At 60.3% G+C, this 19,888-nt stretch carries 17 protein-coding genes and 1 pseudogene; 8 read left to right on the plus strand and 10 right to left on the minus strand.

Features of this window, described 5'->3' with window-relative positions:
* The first annotated feature begins 108 nt into the window (after positions 1-108).
* Positions 109-1,200 (plus strand): alkene reductase, encoded by a 1,092-nt coding sequence (locus ACZRN6_RS30915; protein ID WP_322145160.1) that lies wholly within the window; start codon positions 109-111, stop codon positions 1,198-1,200.
* A gap of 805 nt (positions 1,201-2,005) precedes the next feature.
* On the plus strand, positions 2,006-2,773 hold the full coding sequence (locus ACZRN6_RS30920) for an oxidoreductase (RefSeq protein ID WP_322145161.1): 768 nt from the start codon (positions 2,006-2,008) through the stop codon (positions 2,771-2,773).
* A gap of 82 nt (positions 2,774-2,855) precedes the next feature.
* On the opposite strand, the pseudogene ACZRN6_RS30925 reads toward ACZRN6_RS30920, so the two are convergent.
* Positions 2,856-3,508: pseudogene (locus ACZRN6_RS30925) on the minus strand (hypothetical protein); the annotation flags it as partial.
* Between the two features lie 151 nt (positions 3,509-3,659).
* Positions 3,660-4,409 (minus strand): SDR family NAD(P)-dependent oxidoreductase, encoded by a 750-nt coding sequence (locus ACZRN6_RS30930; RefSeq protein ID WP_322145225.1) that lies wholly within the window; start codon positions 4,407-4,409, stop codon positions 3,660-3,662.
* Between the two features lie 98 nt (positions 4,410-4,507).
* Here ACZRN6_RS30930 and ACZRN6_RS30935 point away from each other — a divergent pair, with 98 nt between their 5' ends.
* From ACZRN6_RS30935 to ACZRN6_RS30945, 3 genes are all read left to right on the plus strand, one after another.
* The gene (locus ACZRN6_RS30935; protein WP_464009621.1) at positions 4,508-4,867 is read left to right on the plus strand and encodes a winged helix-turn-helix transcriptional regulator; all 360 of its coding nucleotides are present in this window, start codon (positions 4,508-4,510) and stop codon (positions 4,865-4,867) included.
* 279 nt (positions 4,868-5,146) lie between these two features.
* Positions 5,147-6,628 (plus strand): APC family permease, encoded by a 1,482-nt coding sequence (locus ACZRN6_RS30940; protein ID WP_464009622.1) that lies wholly within the window; start codon positions 5,147-5,149, stop codon positions 6,626-6,628.
* Between the two features lie 13 nt (positions 6,629-6,641).
* Complete coding sequence (locus tag ACZRN6_RS30945) at positions 6,642-7,838, plus strand: iron-containing alcohol dehydrogenase (protein ID WP_464009623.1); 1,197 nt, start codon at positions 6,642-6,644, stop codon at positions 7,836-7,838.
* Here ACZRN6_RS30945 and ACZRN6_RS30950 read toward each other — a convergent pair.
* Positions 7,815-8,711: a LysR family transcriptional regulator gene (locus ACZRN6_RS30950; protein WP_464009624.1), complete on the minus strand. Its 897-nt coding sequence runs from the start codon at positions 8,709-8,711 to the stop codon at positions 7,815-7,817. The genes ACZRN6_RS30945 and ACZRN6_RS30950 overlap by 24 nt on opposite strands.
* Before the next feature lie 146 nt (positions 8,712-8,857).
* Here ACZRN6_RS30950 and ACZRN6_RS30955 point away from each other — a divergent pair, with 146 nt between their 5' ends.
* Complete coding sequence (locus ACZRN6_RS30955; RefSeq protein ID WP_464009625.1) at positions 8,858-10,063, plus strand: multidrug effflux MFS transporter; 1,206 nt, start codon at positions 8,858-8,860, stop codon at positions 10,061-10,063.
* On the opposite strand, the gene ACZRN6_RS30960 is transcribed toward ACZRN6_RS30955, so the two are convergent.
* Genes ACZRN6_RS30960 through ACZRN6_RS30970 form a run of 3 tightly spaced genes read right to left on the minus strand, consistent with a single transcriptional unit; the run spans position 10,048 to position 13,761 of the window.
* Positions 10,048-11,643: an aldehyde dehydrogenase (NADP(+)) gene (locus tag ACZRN6_RS30960; protein WP_464009631.1), complete on the minus strand. Its 1,596-nt coding sequence runs from the start codon at positions 11,641-11,643 to the stop codon at positions 10,048-10,050. The two genes, ACZRN6_RS30955 and ACZRN6_RS30960, sit on opposite strands and share 16 nt — an antisense overlap.
* Positions 11,644-11,667: 24 nt before the next feature.
* The gene (locus tag ACZRN6_RS30965) at positions 11,668-12,915 is read right to left on the minus strand and encodes a DegT/DnrJ/EryC1/StrS family aminotransferase (RefSeq protein WP_464009626.1); all 1,248 of its coding nucleotides are present in this window, start codon (positions 12,913-12,915) and stop codon (positions 11,668-11,670) included.
* Between the two features lie 33 nt (positions 12,916-12,948).
* Entirely contained in the window at positions 12,949-13,761 is an 813-nt protein-coding gene (locus tag ACZRN6_RS30970) for a shikimate dehydrogenase family protein (protein WP_464009627.1), read from the minus strand.
* A gap of 268 nt (positions 13,762-14,029) precedes the next feature.
* Between ACZRN6_RS30970 and ACZRN6_RS30975 the strand changes: the two genes are divergently transcribed.
* Both ACZRN6_RS30975 and ACZRN6_RS30980 read left to right on the plus strand, forming a co-directional pair.
* Entirely contained in the window at positions 14,030-14,950 is a 921-nt protein-coding gene (locus tag ACZRN6_RS30975) for a LysR family transcriptional regulator (protein WP_322145234.1), read from the plus strand.
* Positions 14,951-15,080: 130 nt separating this feature from the next.
* Positions 15,081-16,637 (plus strand): UxaA family hydrolase, encoded by a 1,557-nt coding sequence (locus ACZRN6_RS30980; RefSeq protein ID WP_464009628.1) that lies wholly within the window; start codon positions 15,081-15,083, stop codon positions 16,635-16,637.
* A gap of 55 nt (positions 16,638-16,692) precedes the next feature.
* Here the strand turns inward: ACZRN6_RS30980 and ACZRN6_RS30985 are convergent, their stop codons facing one another.
* The 4 genes from ACZRN6_RS30985 to ACZRN6_RS31000 are packed head-to-tail and all read right to left on the minus strand — an operon-like array spanning position 16,693 to position 19,591.
* A complete protein-coding gene (locus tag ACZRN6_RS30985; RefSeq protein WP_322145236.1) occupies positions 16,693-17,133 on the minus strand; it encodes an RbsD/FucU family protein in 441 nt (146 codons plus the stop codon).
* Between the two features lie 10 nt (positions 17,134-17,143).
* Positions 17,144-17,728: a DUF1349 domain-containing protein gene (locus ACZRN6_RS30990; protein ID WP_322145237.1), complete on the minus strand. Its 585-nt coding sequence runs from the start codon at positions 17,726-17,728 to the stop codon at positions 17,144-17,146.
* Positions 17,729-17,753: 25 nt separating this feature from the next.
* Positions 17,754-18,599 carry an amidohydrolase family protein gene (locus ACZRN6_RS30995; RefSeq protein ID WP_322145238.1) on the minus strand — a complete coding sequence of 282 codons (846 nt, stop codon included), beginning with the start codon at positions 18,597-18,599 and terminating at the stop codon, positions 17,754-17,756.
* Between the two features lie 8 nt (positions 18,600-18,607).
* Entirely contained in the window at positions 18,608-19,591 is a 984-nt protein-coding gene (locus tag ACZRN6_RS31000) for an aldo/keto reductase (RefSeq protein ID WP_322145239.1), read from the minus strand.
* Between the last annotated feature and the right edge of the window lie 297 nt (positions 19,592-19,888).

Genomic DNA, 19,888 nt, shown 5'->3' on the forward strand with positions numbered 1-19,888 from the left:
GTCCACGTTTTCGAGTCTCTTCATGCCAAGTATCTGTTGTTAAGGTGACAGAGTCAGTTACAGGTATCTCTTTGCAGACCCAAATCCCCATAAATACAGGACTACACCTTGAAAATTCTCGAGTCGTATCAGCTTGGCGCTCTGGCGTTGAGTAATCGAGTGGTTATGGCTCCCATGACCCGCAGTCGTGCCCGAGCCGATGGCGTTCCTGGTGATCTGGCCGCCCTTTATTACACCCAACGCTCATCGATGGGGTTGATTGTCTCTGAGGCAATCAACATTTCAGAAGGGGCGGTGGGTGTGCCGAATACGCCTGGCATTTACACAATGGCCCAGATCGAAGGGTGGCACGAGGTAACCTCCGCGGTGCACTCTCAGGGAGGTCTTATCTACGCCCAACTCTGGCATACAGGTCGAGCTGGTCATTCGAGCGCTCGCGCAGGTGTGTCTGGTGTCGCGCCCAGTGCGATCAGGATCGAGGGGCAGAAGTCCTTCACCAGTGATGGGCCGATGGATTTCGAGGTGCCTCATGCACTCACCATTGAGGAGATACGGGCGGTGATAGGTGATTACAGAGATGCCGCTATGAATGCGCGAATGGCGGGTTTCGATGGTGTCGAGTTACATGCGGCCTTCGGCTATTTGCCCAATCAATTTTTAGTCGATGGTGCTAACCAGCGTACGGACTCATACGGTGGCAGCATTGCTAATAGAGTGCGCTTTACGCTGGAGGTGTTGCAGGCGTTGATTGAGGTTTGGGGCGATCGGCGTGTGGGTATCAAACTGTCGCCTTCCAACACGTATAACGGCATGACCGACAGTGATCCTGAGGCGCTTTATGAACATCTTATTACGGCCCTGAACAAGCTCCCTTTGGCGTACCTTCAATTGATGCAGCCCCTGTTTCCTCTTGATGAGTTTCCTGACTGGCCGAAAGATACCGTGGCCACCTACGCCAGGTTTTTTTCCGGTACGGTCATTGCGAATGGGGGGTACAACCGGGAAACGGCCGAGGAAGAGATTCAATCTGGGCGCGCAGATCTCATAGCGTTTGGTTCCCTTGCTCTGGCTAATCCTGATTTGCCCGCCCGGTTTGCCAAGGGAGGGCCTTTCAATGAAGCGGACCCTGATACTTTGTACGCAGGAGGCACAGATAAAGGGTACACAGATTATCCAGCGCTTCCATCGAACGACGGTTAATGCGCGTTCTAATTCACACAAGCCTTTTGGCGGGACGGTGAGCAGTATTTAAATAAGACAGCCCTTCAAGCGGCAAGCGAATATTGAGTACTGGTTGCCAGCAGAAAGATCTTCTATGCCGGTCCACGATAGAGGCTATATACCGATCGCCTAAAGAGCTACGCAGTATATTATTAATGGTTAATGTTAATCGTCGCCCTGGGGCTTGCGCAGACTATCCATATAAATCTCAATAGGCTCTAGCTATGAAAAAGATACTTGTCCTCGCTTATCTGCTGTTTGCTGCATCCACTACGAGTGCAGCCGAACAGTCCTGCGCCGAACAGCTCGGCGCTAAACAAGCGGCTGAACTAGTTCACCGATGCATCAGCGTCTCACCTGCCACATACCCACCGTGCAACGCAGCCAACAGCTGCGAAATAATTCAAAGCGAAATCGATCGCGGCTGCACGTTTTTTCGTAACGAGCCCGATAAACCGAAGTACTGCAGTTCTCATTTGTCTCCAGCTCTACCCTAACTGGCAGGCTGCTCACTGGATGGGCTGCGGCGTTGGAACATCTAACGTTGAAAGCGGACATGAGTATCCGACTGACTAAGTTCCGGTCATCGAATCCCACGTTCTTTGCACTGCAGAGCAGCGCCGCCACCGAAGTGACAATCCGCGTGCGGGCTTTAGCAACTAACATAACGCCACCATGATTTACACAGATGGCGTACAAGGCACTAGTTGCATCGGCACGATTGAGCTTGGCACCCACGAACGCGCTCACCACAGCATTCATAATCAAATAGGAAAGCCAGCCAATGTCATCACTCAAACACCCTGCATCTCTGTTCGAGGGCCGTAAAGCTATTGTCAGTGGCGGCTCACGAGGTATCGGCTCCGCTGTTGCACAGCGCTTGATCGACGGCGGCGCGCAGGTCGCAGTCCTAGCCCGCTCGCGTCACCCTCAAACGCCTGCAGAAGCGTTATTTATTGAAGTCGACCTGAGCTGCGAATCCGGCGTTACGGTTGCCGCTGAACATGCGGTGAGAGAGCTAGGCGGGCTCGACATTCTGATTAACAACGCCGGTGCTGGTCAGCCGCAACTTCCGGACTCTTCAGCAATCACGGATAGGCAGTGGGTGGATTCGCTGAACATCAACCTCATGGCGGCAGTGCGACTCACCACTGCGGTACTGTCGACACTTAAACGCTCCGAGTTCGGTGTGATCATTAATCTGTCCGCCGGCTGTGCCACGCCGGCACCCGGCGCCATGCTTCACTACTTGTCTGCTAAGGCCGCGCTGAATACCTACAGTTTGGGCTTGGGTAATGAACTTGCACCCTACGGAATTCGGGTCAATGTGGTGACTCCCGGCCCGATCTCTTCACCGGGCGGCGATGCGTTTCGTAAGGTTATCTTGGATGCGATGGATATGGATGTACAGGCTATGGTCGAGCAGGTGCCACTTCGTCGTCTCGGTACCACGCAGGAAGTGGCGGACATGATCGCGTTTCTCGTCTCTGACCAGGGGCGCTGGTTGACCATGCATAACTACTTTGTGGACGGTGGGATGGCAGCGCTCTGAGGCCTTGTAGAGCGTCACATCTGTTTAGCATGAGGCGTGTAGTGGGCCTGATAGCGATAAAAATGACGCCCCGTAAGCTAGGCTATTGAGGCCTTAAGGGTTCATCGCGATGGTTGTCTGGCTTCGTCTTCGACAACTGAGTGAACTGCTCCAATGCGTTCTGGAAATCCTCCAATTGGGTTGTACTCAGGTTGCTATGACGAAGATCTAGCTGTAGGTCTTTAGCCTTGCGAAATGGAGCGTCGAAGGTTGCCGACGTGTGTCTGAGCCAGTGAGCTGAGGCTGACCGGAGGCTGTTCATCTCGTACGCCTCGCGTTCTTCTCCCTTCATCTTAGCAAGAGCATTGTCAAAAACGGATTGGAGGAGGGTGCGTACTTGTCGTCCGGACAAGCCCGCTCGGCCATCCAACGTCGTAAGTAGAGGGTTCGCTCGTCATCAGTCGCCAGGTGGGACAGACCGAGAAAAACGCGGTAACGTTTGAGATATCGGTCAACGTACTCGTCCCGCACTGCAATTTTTCCTGGCTTGTTGCCTTTTCCGATCACGTGGTACCACCAGTTGCCTTCAGGGTCTTGGCGAAAATCTCCCATGCAAGGCTCCCAGTTCGATCGGCCTACCAGATCAGAGATCCGGAGATACATGGCAAAAAGAGTAGCCAGGATGAAGAGGGTACGTTCATGTCGAAGTGGTTCAGCTGAAGCCATTGCCTCCGCAGTCTCAAGCACGTAGTCCCACATCTACGCTGTGATCTTCAATTTAACATAATATACATTATGCGTAATCATATGGCAGGTCATCAGGGGCAGTGCCAGCCAGATTTCAACCAGCACACCAGGCTTTTCATCGGCCAAACCAGCCTGTCCCGATTTGGTCGACGAAGCTCAATCACACCTGAGCGTAACCCCCATCCACAAACATCTCACTGCCCGTCATGAAGCTGCTCTCATCCGACGCCAGGAACAACGCCGCATTCGCCACTTCATCTGGCTGGCCCATACGCCCCAACGGTACTCGCGTCACCATTGAGTCGACAATCGCGTCCTTCTGGCCAGTGCCGGACAACGCTCTGTCCAAACCGGGTGTCGTCGTAGGCCCAGGTGAAAGTACGTTCACCCGTATGCCAGTGCCTTGCAGGTCCAGCGCCCAGCTTCTGGCAAAGTTTCGCAGTGCACCTTTCGATGCGCTGTACACACTGAACGCCGCGGTGCCCATCGAGGCTGTCGTCGAACCTGTCAGCACAATCGAGCCGCCGGCGCTCATCAATGGCAGCGCGTTCTGCACGGTGAACAGCGTGCCTTTCACGTTCACGCCAAATGTGCGATCAAACGATTCCTCGGTGATCGACCCGATAGGTTCCAGATCCCCCAGGCCCGCATTGGCGAACAACACATCAACGCGGCCTTTCTCTGTCTTGATCTGCGCGAATACGCGCTCAAGGTCCTGCAGATTTGAAATGTCGCCCTGGATGGCGATCGCTTCATGCCCGATCAGGGCCAACGCTTTGTCCAGTTCTTCCTGGCGACGTCCCACGATAACGACCTGTGCACCTTCAGCCGCAAAGCGTATGGCGCTGGCCAAACCGATCCCGCTGTTGCCACCGGTGACGACTGCAATTTTTCCGTTGAGCCTGTTCATGAGTACTTCCCATAAATGTTGAGGCTCAAAGCGTAGACCCGCGCTATTGTTTTGAATAGTATGCACCTTTTGGTAAGTACCCGGCCGAGCGCAAAGATATGTCCAATAGCACCTTCAATTGTGGGCTAGATGCCGCCCTGGCAGTGATTGGCGGTAAATGGAAACCCCTGGTCTTGTATCACCTGGCCCAAGGGGTTCACCGTTATGGCGAGTTGCGACGTGCCGTGGGCGGCGTGACAGACAAGGTGCTGATCCAGCAATTGAAAGAGCTGGAGCGCGATGAAATCATCGACCGCATCGACTTCAAGGAGATCCCGCCAAAGGTCGAATACTCCCTGACGCCTTTCGGACATTCGCTGGCCAGGGCCTTGGGTCCACTTTGCCAATGGGGAACCGACCATATAGTGGCGGTTGAACGCATCAGTGAGCGCCGAGCAGCCACCCTCGCCCAGCCTTGATGCCCATCAATTCCCAACTCAACTAAATGGATATTTAGTTGAGTTAAATCAATAGCTTATGAAATACCTGAGCATCTTCAGGTGTTTTCAGCCTCCCTCGCCTCGCCACCAAACATCAAAAAATCCAAATGTCAGCCTAAACACATATGGATTTTTAGGAATGTTTCAACCCTCTAAAGCTCCGACCACTCCTTCCCGTGAAGGAGCCAGCGTCGTCGGTACGCCCTGACCACAAGGGCGATCCTAAAAATAATGTGTCTGCCGACTCAAGGAATCCCCATGTCCCTTCTACCTGGGCATCAAAGTGCTGATGAGCGCCTGCTCCACAGCCAAGGCTACGATCAACAATTGCATCGTGGCTTGTCTCTCTGGTCTTCGTTTTCCGTAGGATTCGCCACAGTTTCCCCGGTGGTCGGCATCTATTCAGTGATGTCCCTGGGCGCCATGAGCGCCGGCCCTTCCTGGGTCTGGATCGTGCCGCTGTGCCTTGCGCTACAGCTGTTGGTTGCCTTGGTGTATGCCGAACTCGCCTCCCAATACCCGCTGGCGGGCGGTTGTTACCAATGGGTCAAGCGCCTCGCCGGCGACCGCTGGGCCTGGTTTACCGGGTTCATGTATTTGGCGTCGGCGCTGGCCTCGCTGACCACCGTGGCCTACCTCGGCGGTTTTTGGTTGTGGCTGTTTTTCACCGGCGAGCCACCCGCAGCCAATGCCCAAGTGTTCAGCGGTGCGGTGTTATTGCTGCTGGGCCTTGGGGTCAACCTGTTCGGGATCAACCCGCTGAAGTATTTCGTCAATGCAGGGATCGTTGCCGAGGCCATCGCGTCCATTGGCATTGGTGTGCTGCTGTTGGTGTTTTTCCGCAACCATTCCTTCTCTTTGGTGTTTGAAGGCCTGAGCGCCACCCAGCCAAGTGACGGCACGTATTTCTCCGGTTTCCTCACCGCCATGGCGGTCGGCGGCTGGGCCTTTCTGGGGTTCGATGCGTGCTCGCAAGTGTCGGAAGAAACTGCCGACGCCCGCACCTCGACGCCACGGGCCATCTTGCGCTCGATGATCCTGGTGGGGTTGACCGTGATGCTCACCGCCTTCGCGGTCACCCTCTCCTACTCCGACACGGCCGCGATGGTCTCGGGCAGTGTCGTTGACCCCGTAACGCCCGCCGTCGTCGACGCGTTTGGCGCCTGGTCGGAGCGGCCCTTCGTCGCCGTGGTGCTGGTGGCGTTCATCGCCTGTGTGGTGTCGGTGCAAACCTATATTGGCCGGGCCGTATTCGGCATGGCGCGGGACTCTATCCTGCCCGCCTCGAACCTGCTGCGCCGGGTGGACAAACGCAAAGTGCCGTTTGCCGCGATGGTCTTCAGCACGCTGTTCGCCAGCTTTGGCCTGGCACTGGGCTTGAATGCCACGGCGGTGGGCACGCTGATCGCGTTTGGCAGTGGCGGCTTCTTCATGGTGTTTCTGATTGTGGTGACGTGCGCCCTGCTCGCCCGCCTGAACGGCACATGGAAAGCCGAACCCGGCACCTTCAGCCTCGGCCGCTGGGGTATCGCAGTCAATCTCGCGGCGTTCTTCTGGCTGGTGTTCGAAAGCATCAACGTGGCCTGGCCACGCGAATCCCTCGCGCCACCGGGTGCGCCATGGTTCCAGGTGTGGGCGGTGATTCTGGTGTTCTCGATCCTCGCGGTTCTTGGCTTGATCTATATGTTCTGGGCCAAGCCCTATCAACGCACCGTCACCCCTCACTTGCGCACGCACTGACACGGAGTTTCAAATGTCTTCCCTTCACTATTGGAATTACCCCACGGACATTTTCTGCGGGCCAGGTGCGCTGAACGTCGTCGCCGAGCGCTGCAAACTGCTCGGGATGCGCAAGCCGTTGCTGGTGACCGACCCCGGCATGACCGCGCTTGAACCGCTGGCGTTGTTGAAAGCCCACCTGAGCCAGGCTGATATTCCGTTCGCGGTGTTCAGCGAGATCACCAGCAACCCGACCCTGGATGACGTAGCCCGGGGCGTGGCAACGTTCCAGGCCGGCGGCCATGATTCGCTGATTGCACTGGGCGGCGGCAGCGCCATGGATGCCGCCAAGGGCATCAGCCTGGCAGCCGTCGACCGGCAAGGCCTGGAGCGTTTCGAATGGTCCCGGGTCATCACCCGCTACCCCAGCCTGGCGGATTTCCCGCGCCTGGACCTGCCCCGCCTGATAGCCCTGCCGACCACGGCGGGCACGGGGTCGGAACTGGGACGCGAAGCGGTGCTGACCCTGAGCGAACAGAACATCAAGCAGGTGATCAGCCACCCCGAATTGCTCCCGGCCACGGTGATCCTCGACCCGCAGCTCACACGGGGCCTGCCGCCCGCCCTGACTGCAGCCACCGGCATGGACGCCCTCACCCACCACATCGAAGCCTTTTGCTCGCCGCTGTATCACCCGATGTCGTCCGGCGTTGCCGTCGAAGGTGTGCGGCTGATCCAGCAGCACCTGGTCAACGCCCACGCGGACGGCCAGGACATGGTTGCCCGTGAAGGGATGCTGGTGGCTTCCGCGATGGCCGCCGTAGCCTTTCAAAAAGGCCTGGGAGGCGTGCATGCCCTCGCCCATCCGCTGGGTGCCCGCTACCACAAACATCACGGGCTGTTGAATGCGATCCTGTTGCCCTACGTGCTGGTGGCCAACCGCGACGTGGTCAGCACCGACATCGCACGCCTGGCGCGCTACCTGGAATTGCCGCAGCCGGATTTCAATGGTTTCCTGACGTGGGTGCTGGCGCTGCGTCAACGCCTGGGCATCCCTCACACCCTGGCTGAAATCGGCCTGCACGCCGACGCCGCGCCCTGGGTCGGCGAACAGGCGGTTGCCGATATTTCGTCGTCAGACACCAATGCCCGTGTCCTTGATGCCAGCGACTACAGCCAGATCTTTCGCAATGCCGTACACGGCGAACTAGACGTGGTGTTCCGCCCGTAAGTCGTCGATAAACGCCCGCACGGCCTCGCTCTGCGGGTGCCCGATGTGCGTGATCAAACTGTGTTGCACTGCGTAATGCAGCGTCTCGGGGTGCAACGCGCGCATCTTCCCGCTTTCCAGCCACGGGCGGGCGTAATGGCCCGGCAAATACCCCAAGTGCGTCCCGGCCAATACGCCATGGGCCACCGCTTCCATATGGTGGGCGGTGGCGGATGCCCGCTGCGGCGTCACCGGCAGCACCTGGTTGGCGGGCAGGAATCCATGCGTGATCCAGTCGCTGGCCTGCAACTGTTCCAGGCTCGGTGAATCCACTTCAAACAACGGATGTTGATCCCCGCAAAAAATACCTATCGCTTCTGTGTACAACGGCTGGTAAGCCAGGGTTGGCAACGGCCGGCTGAAGTACGAGATGGCCATGTCCAGTTGCCCATCAATCACCGCCAACTCCAGTTCGGTGGGCGAGTTGACGAAGATGTGCAGGTGCATATCGTGCGCGCGCTGATAAAACCGCGCGATGGCCGCATCAATACAGGCCGTGGGCAAGGTCGCGATATTGTCTGCCAGGCCCAGGTACAAATCGCCCACCAGGCGCCCTGACAAGTCCTGGGCCTCGTCGCGAAATGCATCCACCGCGCCAAACAACACCGATGATGCCTGGAGGATACGCTGGCCTTTCTCGGTCAGGCGGAACCCGCCCTTGCCGCGTTCGCACAGCCGATAACCCAGACGCTTTTCAAGCCCTGAGATGTGCGTGCTGATATTCGACTGGCTCATGTTCAGCTCGGCCTGGGCCGCCGTGAATCCGCCGCATTTAACTACGGTGGAAAAGATGCGCAGCAAGCGCAGGTCCATGTCTGTCACGTTTCTGAGCACTGGCTTTCCCGCGGGGCAAAAAGAGCCCCATTCAACGTGAGCGCCTCGCCCGCGTCAATGTGTAGCCAGTCTGTAATCCCTGGCTTGTATACCCGCAGGGTGATCACTAAGCTGGCCGCTCTTTTTTACCGCCGCCCGGAACCTCCATGCCTCGAAGTATCGCCCACCTCGCCCTGCTGCTGGGGCTGATCACTGCCGTCGGCCCCTTCGCCATCGACATCTACCTGCCGGCCTTGCCGACGCTGGGTGCCAGCCTGCACGCCTCGCCTGCCGCCGTGCAGATGAGCCTGACGGTGTTCTTCATGATCATCGGGGTGTGCCAGCTGTTCTACGGGCCGATCAGCGATGTGTTCGGGCGCAAGCCGCCGATCTACGCCGGCCTGGTGATTTTTATCGTGGGCAGCATTGGTTGCGCCCTGGCGCCGAGCATCGAAGCGCTGATTGGTTTTCGTGCGTTACAAGCGTTTGGCGCCTGTGCCGGGATGGTGATTCCGCGGGCGATTGTGCGCGACCTGTACACCGGCCACGAGGCCGCACGACTGATGGCGTTGCTGATGCTGGTGGTGAGCATTTCACCGATCCTGGCGCCGCTGGCCGGTAGCCTGATCATCGCGGTGTGGAGCTGGCGCGAAGTGTTTTTGGTGCTGGGCGTGGCGGCGGTGTTGTGCCTGATCATGACCATCGTACAACTGCCGGAAACCCACCCCGCCGAGCGCCGCCTGGGCAAGACCCTGGGCAATGCATTCGGCAGCTACGGCGCGTTGTTGCGCGACCCGGTGTTTACCGGTTTGTCAGTGGTGGGCGGTTTTGGCCTGGCGACGTTCTTCGTGTTCATCGGCAGCGCGCCGTTCGTCTACATCGAGTACTACGGGCTCACGCCCACGCAATTCAGCCTGTGCTTTGCCCTCAACGCCGCGTCGTTTTTTGCCCTGAGCCAACTGACCGCGCGCCTGAGTGCGCGTTTCGGCCTGGCGCCGCTAATCCGTTGGTCGGTGGCGGGCGTGGCAACGGTCATGACCTTGCTGGCCCTCACCACCCTGTGGGGCAATAGCCTGCCGCTGATGATGGCGCTGCTGTTTATCGGCTTTGGTTTCCTCGGCCTGTTGTTGCCGGCGGCCGGGGTGCTGTCCCTGGAAGATCACGGCGCGGTGGCCGGTTCGGCCTCGGCGCTGCTGGGCGCGATCCAGATGATCACCGCCGCCGTGGCCATGTCCCTGGCCGGCGTGTTCGCCGACCATACACCGGCACCCATGTTGGTCGGCATCGCCCTGAGCGCGGTCGCGGCGATGTTGACCGTGTGGTGGACGCTGCGCCGCCTGCCGGCGCACCTGCAGCCTCAGTCGCGTACCTGACCCACCGAGCCCCGGGACCACTCGCCATTCACCAGCCGGTTGATGCCCAGGGGGTTGGCGTTTTGCAAGGCCGCTGGCAACAGGCTGTCCGGGTAGTTCTGATAGCAGACCGGACGCAGGAATCGATCGATCGCCAGGCTGCCCACCGAAGTCCCCCGGGCATCGCTGGTGGCCGGGTAAGGGCCGCCATGCACCATGGCATCGCACACTTCGACGCCAGTCGGGTAGCCATTGACCAGGATACGGCCGACCTTCTCCTCCAGCAGCGGCACCAGCCATTGGTAGTTGAGCAGGTCGGTCGGTTCACCGATCAGGGTCGCCGTCAGCTGGCCACGCAAGGCCCGCAGCGCTTGGTCAAGTTGCGCATCGTCTGCCACCTCGATCAGCACGGTGGTGGGGCCGAAGACTTCTTCCTGTAGCAACGGATGCCCTTCCAGCAGCAGCGCGAGGTCAGCCTTGAACAGCTGCGCTCGAGCCTTGCTGCCCCCCTGCGGTGCCCCCACCAGGTGCGCAACGCCCGGGCACGCCCTCAAGGCATTGACGCCTTTCTCATAGCTGCGCAGGCCGCCCGCATTGAGCAAGGTCTGCGGTACTTGTCCCGCCAGGTGTTCCTTGAGCTGCTCGCTGAACGCGCTGAACGCCGGGCCACGGATACCGATTACCAGGCCCGGGTTGGTACAAAATTGCCCTGCGCCCAACACCACCGAAGCGGCCAGTTCACCAGCGATGGTCGTGCCCCGGGCAGCCAGCGCATCTGGCAGCAGGATGACGGGGTTGATGCTCGACATCTCGGCGAACACCGGAATCGGCTGCGTACGTTCGGCAGCGATTTTGGACAGTGCGTTGCCACCGTGCAGCGAGCCGGTAAAACCCACCGCCTGGATCGCCGGATGCCTGACCAGGTCTGCACCGACGCCCTCGCCGAAGATCATGTTGAACACGCCCGCCGGCATGCCGGTACGCTTGGCGGCGCGTTCAATAGCGCAGCCCACCTGTTCGGCGGTGGCCATGTGGCCACTGTGGGCCTTGACCACCACCGGGCAACCGGCCGCCAGCGCCGAAGCGGTGTCGCCCCCGGCGGTGGAAAATGCCAGCGGGAAATTACTCGCGCCGAACACCGCCACCGGGCCGACGCCAATGCGGTACTGGCGCAGGTCGACGCGCGGCGCCGGTTGGCGATCCGGCAGTGCCAGGTCGATCCGCGCACCAAGGCAGTCTCCCCGGCGCAGCGCCTGGGCGAACAGGCGCATCTGGTTGCTGGTGCGCAGGCGCTCGCCCTGGATACGTGCGGTGGGCAGTGCAGTTTCCCGGCAGACGATGGCGATGAAATCCTGGTCCAGCGCTTCCAGCTCCTCGGCGATTGCCTCAAGGAATTCCGCACGCCGCACCGGGCTCAGTTGGCGATAAACACCAAAGGCATTTTTTGCCGCCTGGGCAGCCTGCCCTACTTCATCAAGCGTGGCCTGGTGGAACGCCCAAGGCAGGGCTTCACCCGTGGCGGCATCGAAGCTCTGGTGACGGGGTTCACCCAGGCCGCTGCGGGCACCCGCGATAAACTGCTGGCCGAGTACAGGGTGCATGTTCATAACCTCCTCCATTGCCTGTCAGCCTCGGCCATAAGCGCTGAGTACTTTGCGAATCGCATGAGCGATGCCTTGCAGGTGTTGCTCCTCGAAACGGTCGGTCCACCACATGCACACCGTTTCCTTGCAGGCCTTTTCCGCCACCGGGCAAACGCTGCCGGAAAAGTCCTGCGGGGTCACGCCCGGCAAGGTAAACGGCAACCCCGAGGTACCGAACGTCTTGCGCTCGCGGATCACCGGGTAGCTGTACAGCGGCACCTCGCCCGGGTACCCGATAAAACCATCGATGCCTTCGGCCACCAGCGCTTTCATGACGTCCTGCATTGGCACCGTCAGTTGCGCCGTGTCCACGCGGAACGAATAGAAGAAGTACACCCCAAGGGTGTCCGGCAACGGCAACACCGGCTGGATGGCCAGCCCGTCCAGCAACTCGGTCAGGCGATCGGCCGAGGCGACACGCGCATCGACAAATTGCTGCAATTTCTCGACCTGCGCCAACCCTACGGCGGCCTGCAATTCGGTCATGTGGTAATTGGGCGCCAGGAACAGGTGGTCGCGGCCACCGCGCTCGCGTGGCCAGCCCTTGTCGCTGCATGCACGCAGGCCGCGCCCGTTGTATTCGCCGCGATTGCTGATGACCATGCCACCATCGCCAGTGGTCATGTGCTTGGACTGCTGGAAGCTGAAACAGCCGACATCGCCAAAGGTGCCGCACAACTGGCCCTTGTAGTAGGCCAGGTGCGCCTGGGCGCAATCTTCGATGACAAACAGGTGGTGCTTGCGGGCAATCGCCATGATCGCGTCCATGTCTGCCGGATGACCAAACACATGGGTCACGATGATCGCCCGAGTACGCGGGGTGATGTTCTTCTCGATGGAGGCCGGGTCCAGGTTCTGGGTCAGTGGGTCAACGTCTGCAAAGACCGGCACCGCCAACTGCGCGAGCACCGGGATCACCGTGCCAATGTCGGTGACCGGCGACAGGATGATCTCATCGCCTGGTTCCGGGTTAAGGAAGATCACCGCGGTATGCAAGGCCGCCGTGCCGTTGGCGACAGCAACTGCGGTCGATACGTCGTAAAGCTCGGCAAAGCGCTGCTCGAACTGGCGGGTCTTGGGGCCGACCAGAAAGGACAGGCTGCCAGAGCGAATCACCTCCAGCAGCAATTTTTCTTCCTCGGGACCGAAGGTGCGCCCGGACGCGTCACGGAAGCTGGGCAGCGTCCCTCCGATAGCGCGGGGCCCACCATGGATGGCTAATTCGTTCATGATCAATCCTTCTAGCGAAATGAGTGCGGCCGGTTACAGGCCAAGGAAGTCCGCCATCAACTGCACCTGGTGTTCCAGCATATGGCGCCCCAGGTGGACCCGGCAGCCACGGTGTTCGGCCGCTATCAGCAACGCCGTGCGTTCAGGTTCCTGGACCACTTCCGCCACGGTCATCTGTGGGGTCAGTTGGGACACGTCCAGCGGCAACGGGTCGGCCGCATGCATGCCCAGCGAGGTGCCGTTGATGATCAGTTGGTGGCCACTGGGGTCCTGGGTTCCGAGCGCAACTGCCAGGGCCGGGAAGTGGCGCAACAGCCGTTCCTTGAGTTCAGCGCTCTTGTGCTCACTGCGGTTGGCCAGGGTCAGGCGGGCGATGCCGGCCTGGGCCAGGGCAAAGGCGACCGCGTTCGCCGCACCGCCGGCCCCCACCAGGTACACCGACTGGCCTGCCACGTCGATGCCGGCATGCTGAAGCCCCCGCAGGAAACCGACGCCATCCAACTGATCACCCCTGAAGCGACCATCGGCCAAACGCCGGATCACATTGGCAGCCCCCACGGCGGCGGCCTGCTCACTGAGTTCATCGCACAACGGCAAGATGGCTTGTTTGAACGGCACCGTGACAATGGTACCGTCGAAGCTCAACACGGTTCGCAGGCTGTTGACGAAGCCTTCGAAATGCTCCGGCGCCACATTCATCGGCACCATGATCGCGTCACTGCCACGCTCACGGGCAATCCGGTTGATCCGGGGCGGCGCTTTTACATGGTCGGTGGGGTGGGCAAGGATGCCCAGCACCCGGGTACTGCCCGTCACTTCTGGCGTGTTTTCTGGCCTGTCAGGCATGTACGTGGCTCCTGTTCTGAAAAACATCCCGAATCGTCTTGTGGTCAGTGCGACGTCATGACAAACACCGCCAAACCCGCTGGATGAAAAGTACTGCACTTCATGCCGCACGAGTAATGACAAGTGCACCCCCTGCCGATAACCGTTGGCTATCCCCGGGTGCAAAAGCGCTCCAGCAAGCGCTTGCACCACGCTCGCAGGTCGCTAGCGTTTTCACGCCTGCTGATGCCTAATGCCGGGCACCTCCTCTAAAAAAAGCGTCCGCCTGATGACGATGCCAACCCTGGAAACCCTCTCCTCGCGCCTTCGTCTCAAGCAGTTGCGCCTGTTGGTTGCACTGGACGATCACGGCTCCATCCACCGCGCCGCCGAGATCATCGGCATCACCCAGCCCGGCGCCACCAAGGCGCTGCACGACGTGGAGGAAACCCTCGGCGCGACGCTGTTCGAACGCACCAGCAAAGGGCTGAATGCCAACGCCATGGGCCGTTGCGCGATTCGCTACGCGCGGTTGATCCTGACGGACCTGTCTCACCTGCGCCAGGAAATGCACGGGATCTTCCAAGGGCACGGCGGACGCCTCACTGTCGGCACGATCATGGGCGGCGTACCGCTGCTCACGGCGGGTGTATTGCGGCTGCGCAAGCGCCAACCGCAGGCGACCATCGAGATTGTCGAAGACACCAGCGTCAAACTACTGAGCCTGCTGGACCAGGGCCGCCTGGACATGGCGCTGTGTTACCCCAGTGTGAGCCCACGGCCCACGGCGTACGACAGCATCAGCATGAAACCCGAAGCGCTGGTGGTCATGGCCAACCCGAGCCATCCTTTGGTGGGGCGCGAATCGCTGACCCTCGAAGATCTGGCCGATTCAGGCTGGGTGATCTTCTCGGCGAATATGCCATTGCGCCAGACGCTGGAGCGCGAGTTCCACGAGTCGGGCGTGAATTTTCCGGCCCACCCGATCGAAACCTCGTCCACCTTTGCCACGTTGTTGCTGCTGATCAGCGACCCCAACCTGGTCGCAGTGTTGCCCACCGATGTGGCAGAGCTGCCGTTATTGCAAGCCATGTTGAGCGCCCTGCCCTGCACCATCACACCCAAGAGCGAGCCGTTCGCCATCGTCACGCGCACCCAGGTGGAACTCTCGCAACTCACGCACCTGCTGATCGAAGAGCTGACGAAGTAGCCCTACCGGCGCGCCCACAGATAACGCACGGTTATCCCAAGCCTCTGGATTTTCATTACCCGCACGCCCGCGCCGGCGTTAGGATCGCGCCATACCGCTGCATCCGCATTTCCCTCAGTAAGGTGCCGTAATGGAACTGATTGCCAAAACAAGTGCGCAAAGCCAGATTGCCGCCGCCACGATCCGCCTGGACCCCCACGACGATGTGCTGATTGCACGCCAGCCGCTGCCGGCCGGGCTGGTCCTGGAAGAAAACGGCGTGGTGGTGCGCCAGGCAATTCCGGCCGGGCACAAGGTCGCGGTGCGGCGGATCGAGGCCGGTGAACAGGTACGCCGTTATGGGCAGATCATCGGCGTCGCATCGGTGGCGATCGAGGCCGGTGCACACGTCCACAGTCATAACCTGGGCATGGCACACTTTTCACGCAGTCACGAATTCGGCATCGATGCCAAACCCACCCCGCACCGCGAGGCGACGTTCATGGGCATCGTCCGCCCGGACGGTCGCGTGGCGACGCGCAATTACATCGGCGTGCTGACCTCGGTGAACTGCTCGGCCACCGTGGCGCGGGCGATCGCCGACTACTTCCGGCGCGACATCCATCCCGACGCCCTTGGGCCTTACCCGAATGTGGACGGCGTGGTCGCGCTGACCCACGGCATTGGCTGTGCGGTAGACCCCGGCGGCGAAGCCCTGGCCATGTTGCAGCGAACGCTGGGCGGTTATGCGGTGCACGCCAACTTCCATTCCGTGCTGATGATCGGGCTGGGGTGTGAAACCAACCAAATCGACGATTTGCTCAAGGCCCAGCACCTGCAGGCCGGCGCTCACCTTCGCGTGTTCACCATCCAGGGTGTGGGTGGCACCTCCAAATCCATCGCCAACGGCATTGAGCAGATCAAGGCCCTGCTACCCGCCGCCAACCTGGTGCAGCGCCAGGCAGTCAGCGCCAGCCACCTGGTCGTGGGCCTGCAATGCGGCGGTTCGGATGGTTACTCCGGGATCACCGCCAACCCGGCCCTGGGCAACGCGGTCGACCGGCTCGTGGCGGCGGGCGGCACGGCGATCCTGTCCGAAACACCGGAGATCTATGGCGCCGAACACCTGTTGACGCGCCGTGCCGTGAGCGACGAGGTGGGTGAAAAACTCATTGCCCGTATCCGGTGGTGGGAAAGCTATTGCCAGCGCATGAATGCCGAACTCAACAACAACCCATCGGCTGGCAACAAGGCCGGCGGGTTGACCACCATCCTTGAGAAGTCCCTGGGCGCCTTGGCCAAGGGCGGCTCCACCAACCTGGTGGATGTCTACGAATACGCCGAAGCCGTCACCGCCCACGGCCTGGTCTTCATGGATACGCCCGGCTACGACCCTATTTCGGCCACCGGCCAGGTGGCGGGCGGTGCCAACCTGCTGGCGTTCACCACCGGCCGGGGCTCGGCCTTTGGCTGTGCGCCCTCCCCCTCGATCAAGATCGCCACCAACTCGCACATGTTCAATCATCAAGAGGAAGACATGGACGTCAACTGTGGCGGCATCGCCGACGGCACCGACACCATCGAGGAGCGCGGCATTTATATCTTCGAGATGATGTTACGCGTGGCGTCCGGGGAGCCCAGCAAGAGCGAAACCCACGGTTACGGGCAGAATGAGTTTGTGCCCTGGCAGATTGGCGCAATCACCTGATCGCGCACAGCACAAAGGGGACCCGAAGGTCCCCTTTTTATTTGCCCAACCAGTGTCAGTTGCCGCCCAGGTCCACGGTGCCTTTACGGATGATCACGTTGCCGTAAAACAGGGTTTCGCCCGTTGCGATAATCGCGAACGCTTCCTTGGCGCGGTCGTAGAAAGCAAAACGCTCGATGCGACTCAGCGTCGGTGACGCACCGGGCAACGCGTCCAGTACGCCCTGGATGACCGTGTGCGCCGTGACGACAGTGTCAGGTTCATCGATCACTTGCATGCCTACCACCGGATCGGGTTCGGACTCATCAATCGGCATCACCGAAAGCACGGCCTTCAGCATGCGTGGCAGGTCGGCCGCTTCCATGCGAATCAGCCGCTTGGCCACGGTTTGCGCGGGAAAGCTGCCGTCTGCGATGACGATCTCGTCACCATGCCCCATTGCGCGCAGTGCAAACAGGATGTCGGCGTTCAGGATCGGGTCAATACCAATCAGCATGGGAAGTCCTTTAGCTCAGGTCGTGAAGGTTTTTGGTGGTGGCCGGGCCGATGGAAAACTCTGAAAATCGAATCGTCAGGCCGCTGCGTTCCGGCGTACAGGCCGTGGGGCCCACTTGATAGTGGTCGGCCTGCGGGAACGGCGCCAGGCGCAACAGCGGCCAGAAGGTACCGTCACGCGAGGCCTGGATACGCATCGCACCGTTACCGACGGTGACCCGCAGATAGAAGTCCTCCAGTTCCTTGAACGGCTGGGACACCGACCAGTCGGACTGGCCGTCCGTGATGACCGTGCTCAGGAATAACTCGCCGTCAGTGAACTCCACGCCGGTTTTCATCCAGCGCGTTTCATCAATCCGCACCATCAGGCCGGCCTGATCGTAAAGCGTACGGAACTCGCCCTGGATACGAATCTGCGCCGTGAACCCGTTGGCCGCCGGGAAGCCCAGAAAGTGCCCGGTGTCGCGGACGAAACCGTAATGGGTTTTGCGCCAGAAATCGGTTTTTTCATCGGTCGTCAGGGTCAGGCCCGTGCCGTCTTCCGCCCAATCGGCGGGTGGGTTCAGCCAGGTTCCGGTGCCAAAGTCGATACTCATGTCGTTGTCCTTTTCTTGCAGGGCATTAACCCAGGTTATAGGCGTCGATAGCGTTGAGTCGGAAAAATCGCGTCGCCAGCTCCGGGTGGTTGACGACGAGGCGTTCAGCGATGGTCTTCACCTCAAGGTACGTTGCGGCCAGGGTGCAGACGGGCCAGTCCGAGCCGAATAAAATCCGGGTCTGGCCGAACACGTCCAGGGCGATTCGCGTGTAGCGGTCAAAGGTTTCGGCGCTGGCGCCGGCGGCCGCTTCAGTGACCAACCCCGAGACCTTGCACCAGACGTTGTCGCTTTGGGCAAGTGCCTCCAGCGCTGCGTGCCAGGCGCCGCTGAAGCCTTCGGCGATGGGCGGTTTGGCGAGATGGTCGAGCACGAAACGACCTAGCGGGTAGCGCTGTACCAGACGAGTGGCCGCCGCTAATTCCCTGCTGCGCACCAGCAGGTCGAAGGTCAACCCGGCGCTTATGACGGCCCCAACGCCGGCCTGTACCGCAGGCCGGCACAGCCACTCGGCATCGGGCTCGTCGTGGACGTTATGGCGAATGCCCACCAGCTTGTCGCCACCGGGCAATGCACGCAAGGCGGCGATTTGCGCGGGCACGTCGACTGACTCGAGGTCAACCCAACCGACCACGCCGATCACAAAATCATAGGTCGCGGCGATCGCCAGGAGGTCTCGGGTTTCCGACAGGTCATGCCTGCATTGCACAACGATCGTGGCACTGACGCCGTTTTCAACCAACAGTGGCAGCAGGTCCTGCGGGCCAAAATTGCGCCGCAGGGGACGCATCGCATCACCGGCCATCCAGGGATAGCTTCCGCTGCACAGGTCCCAGAAGTGCTGATGGGTATCGATGATCGCGCTTGGCATGAGGCGCTTCACGCTGTGGGCGCGTCGGCAGCGATCAGCCCTTGGGCCTTGAGATCGTGCCACAGCGCACTTGGGATCGGGGTGCGGAACAGCTCGGCGTTTTCAAACATTTCCGTGGGAGTCCTGGGCCCCGTGAGCACGCTGGCTACCGCAGGGTGAGCCAGTGGAAACTGGATGGCTGCCGCTTTGAGCGGTACGCCATGGCTCAGGCAGACTTTCTCGAGCTTCAAGGCGCGGTCTATCAGGGCCCGGTCGGCGTCTTCGTAATTGAATTTTGCGCCGGCACCAGGGTTGGCCAGAATGCCGCTGTTGTAGACCCCACCAATAATGATCGAGATGTTTTTTTGAACGCACAGCGGTAACAGTTCTGTCAGGGCGCCCTGCTCCAGCAAGGTGTAGCGGCCCGCCAGCAGGAAGCAGTCGAAATTACCATTGCGGGCAAACTCGGCAAGCATGCTGCTCTGGTTCATGCCAGCACCGACCGCACCAATGGTGCCGTCAGCACGTAACCGGTCGAGCGCTTTATAGGCGCCCTCGATGGCCTGCGGGTAATGGTTGTCGGGGTCATGGATGTGCAACACGTCAATGCGATCGAGACCCAGGCGAACTAGGCTTTCCTCCACTGACGTCATCACCCCGTCATAGCTGAAATCAAACACCGGCCGCTCGGGCGGAGTGCCTTTGTAGTAACCGTCAACCACTGGTGTTGCAGGCACCCGCAGCAGGCGCCCGACCTTGGTGCACACCACGTAATCAGCCCGAGGCTTGTGCTGTAAAAAAGCGCCCAGGCGCTGTTCAGCCATGCCGTTGCCATATTGGGGCGCGGAGTCGAAGAAGCGAACGCCCGTGTCCCAGGCAGCCTGCATGGTGTCTTCGGCGCCGGTCGCGCTGGTAGGCGAATAAAGGCCACCGATTGCCGTAGTGCCAACGCCCAGCCGGCTCACTCGCAGGTCGGTAAGGCCCAGCGGTACAGCCTCGAATAGTGCTTTCATGTACTTATCCTTTTACTGCTTGTTTTATCGGTGTCGCAACGTCATTAAACCGAAGTTGCTTTAATCTCGTTCCACAGCTCTATGCGGCGTCCGAAATCCTCGGGCGCCTGCAGAAATACCAACTTGTCGGAATACGTCAGGCCAATCTTGATATTCGCATCTTCGTTAGTGGAGTTACCGTAGCCGGTCTTTTCACTGGGCGGCGGCAAAAACTGAGTGCAACACCTGACCTTTCCGGTACGGTGCTGCCCCTATGTCTTATACCGAACTCAGCGTTGAAGAGCGCGCCACCATTCA

The sequence above is a fragment of the Pseudomonas sp. A125 genome, assembly GCF_055409485.1.

Bases quoted from the DNA above. Each gene is read 5' to 3' on its own strand.
- ACZRN6_RS30955 (WP_464009625.1), top strand. From the start codon at position 8,858: ATGCCTCGAAGTATCGCCCACCTCGCCCTGCTGCTGGGGCTGATCACT.
- ACZRN6_RS30995 (WP_322145238.1), bottom strand. From the start codon at position 18,599: ATGCCAAGCGCGATCATCGATACCCATCAGCACTTCTGGGACCTGTGC.
- ACZRN6_RS30930 (WP_322145225.1), bottom strand. From the start codon at position 4,409: ATGAACAGGCTCAACGGAAAAATTGCAGTCGTCACCGGTGGCAACAGC.
- ACZRN6_RS30940 (WP_464009622.1), top strand. From the start codon at position 5,147: ATGTCCCTTCTACCTGGGCATCAAAGTGCTGATGAGCGCCTGCTCCAC.
- ACZRN6_RS30970 (WP_464009627.1), bottom strand. From the start codon at position 13,761: ATGCCTGACAGGCCAGAAAACACGCCAGAAGTGACGGGCAGTACCCGG.
- ACZRN6_RS31000 (WP_322145239.1), bottom strand. From the start codon at position 19,591: ATGAAAGCACTATTCGAGGCTGTACCGCTGGGCCTTACCGACCTGCGA.
- ACZRN6_RS30960 (WP_464009631.1), bottom strand. From the start codon at position 11,643: ATGCACCCTGTACTCGGCCAGCAGTTTATCGCGGGTGCCCGCAGCGGC.
- ACZRN6_RS30975 (WP_322145234.1), top strand. From the start codon at position 14,030: ATGACGATGCCAACCCTGGAAACCCTCTCCTCGCGCCTTCGTCTCAAG.
- ACZRN6_RS30935 (WP_464009621.1), top strand. From the start codon at position 4,508: ATGTCCAATAGCACCTTCAATTGTGGGCTAGATGCCGCCCTGGCAGTG.
- ACZRN6_RS30945 (WP_464009623.1), top strand. From the start codon at position 6,642: ATGTCTTCCCTTCACTATTGGAATTACCCCACGGACATTTTCTGCGGG.
- ACZRN6_RS30965 (WP_464009626.1), bottom strand. From the start codon at position 12,915: ATGAACGAATTAGCCATCCATGGTGGGCCCCGCGCTATCGGAGGGACG.
- ACZRN6_RS30920 (WP_322145161.1), top strand. From the start codon at position 2,006: ATGTCATCACTCAAACACCCTGCATCTCTGTTCGAGGGCCGTAAAGCT.
- ACZRN6_RS30985 (WP_322145236.1), bottom strand. From the start codon at position 17,133: ATGCTGATTGGTATTGACCCGATCCTGAACGCCGACATCCTGTTTGCA.
- ACZRN6_RS30990 (WP_322145237.1), bottom strand. From the start codon at position 17,728: ATGAGTATCGACTTTGGCACCGGAACCTGGCTGAACCCACCCGCCGAT.
- ACZRN6_RS30980 (WP_464009628.1), top strand. From the start codon at position 15,081: ATGGAACTGATTGCCAAAACAAGTGCGCAAAGCCAGATTGCCGCCGCC.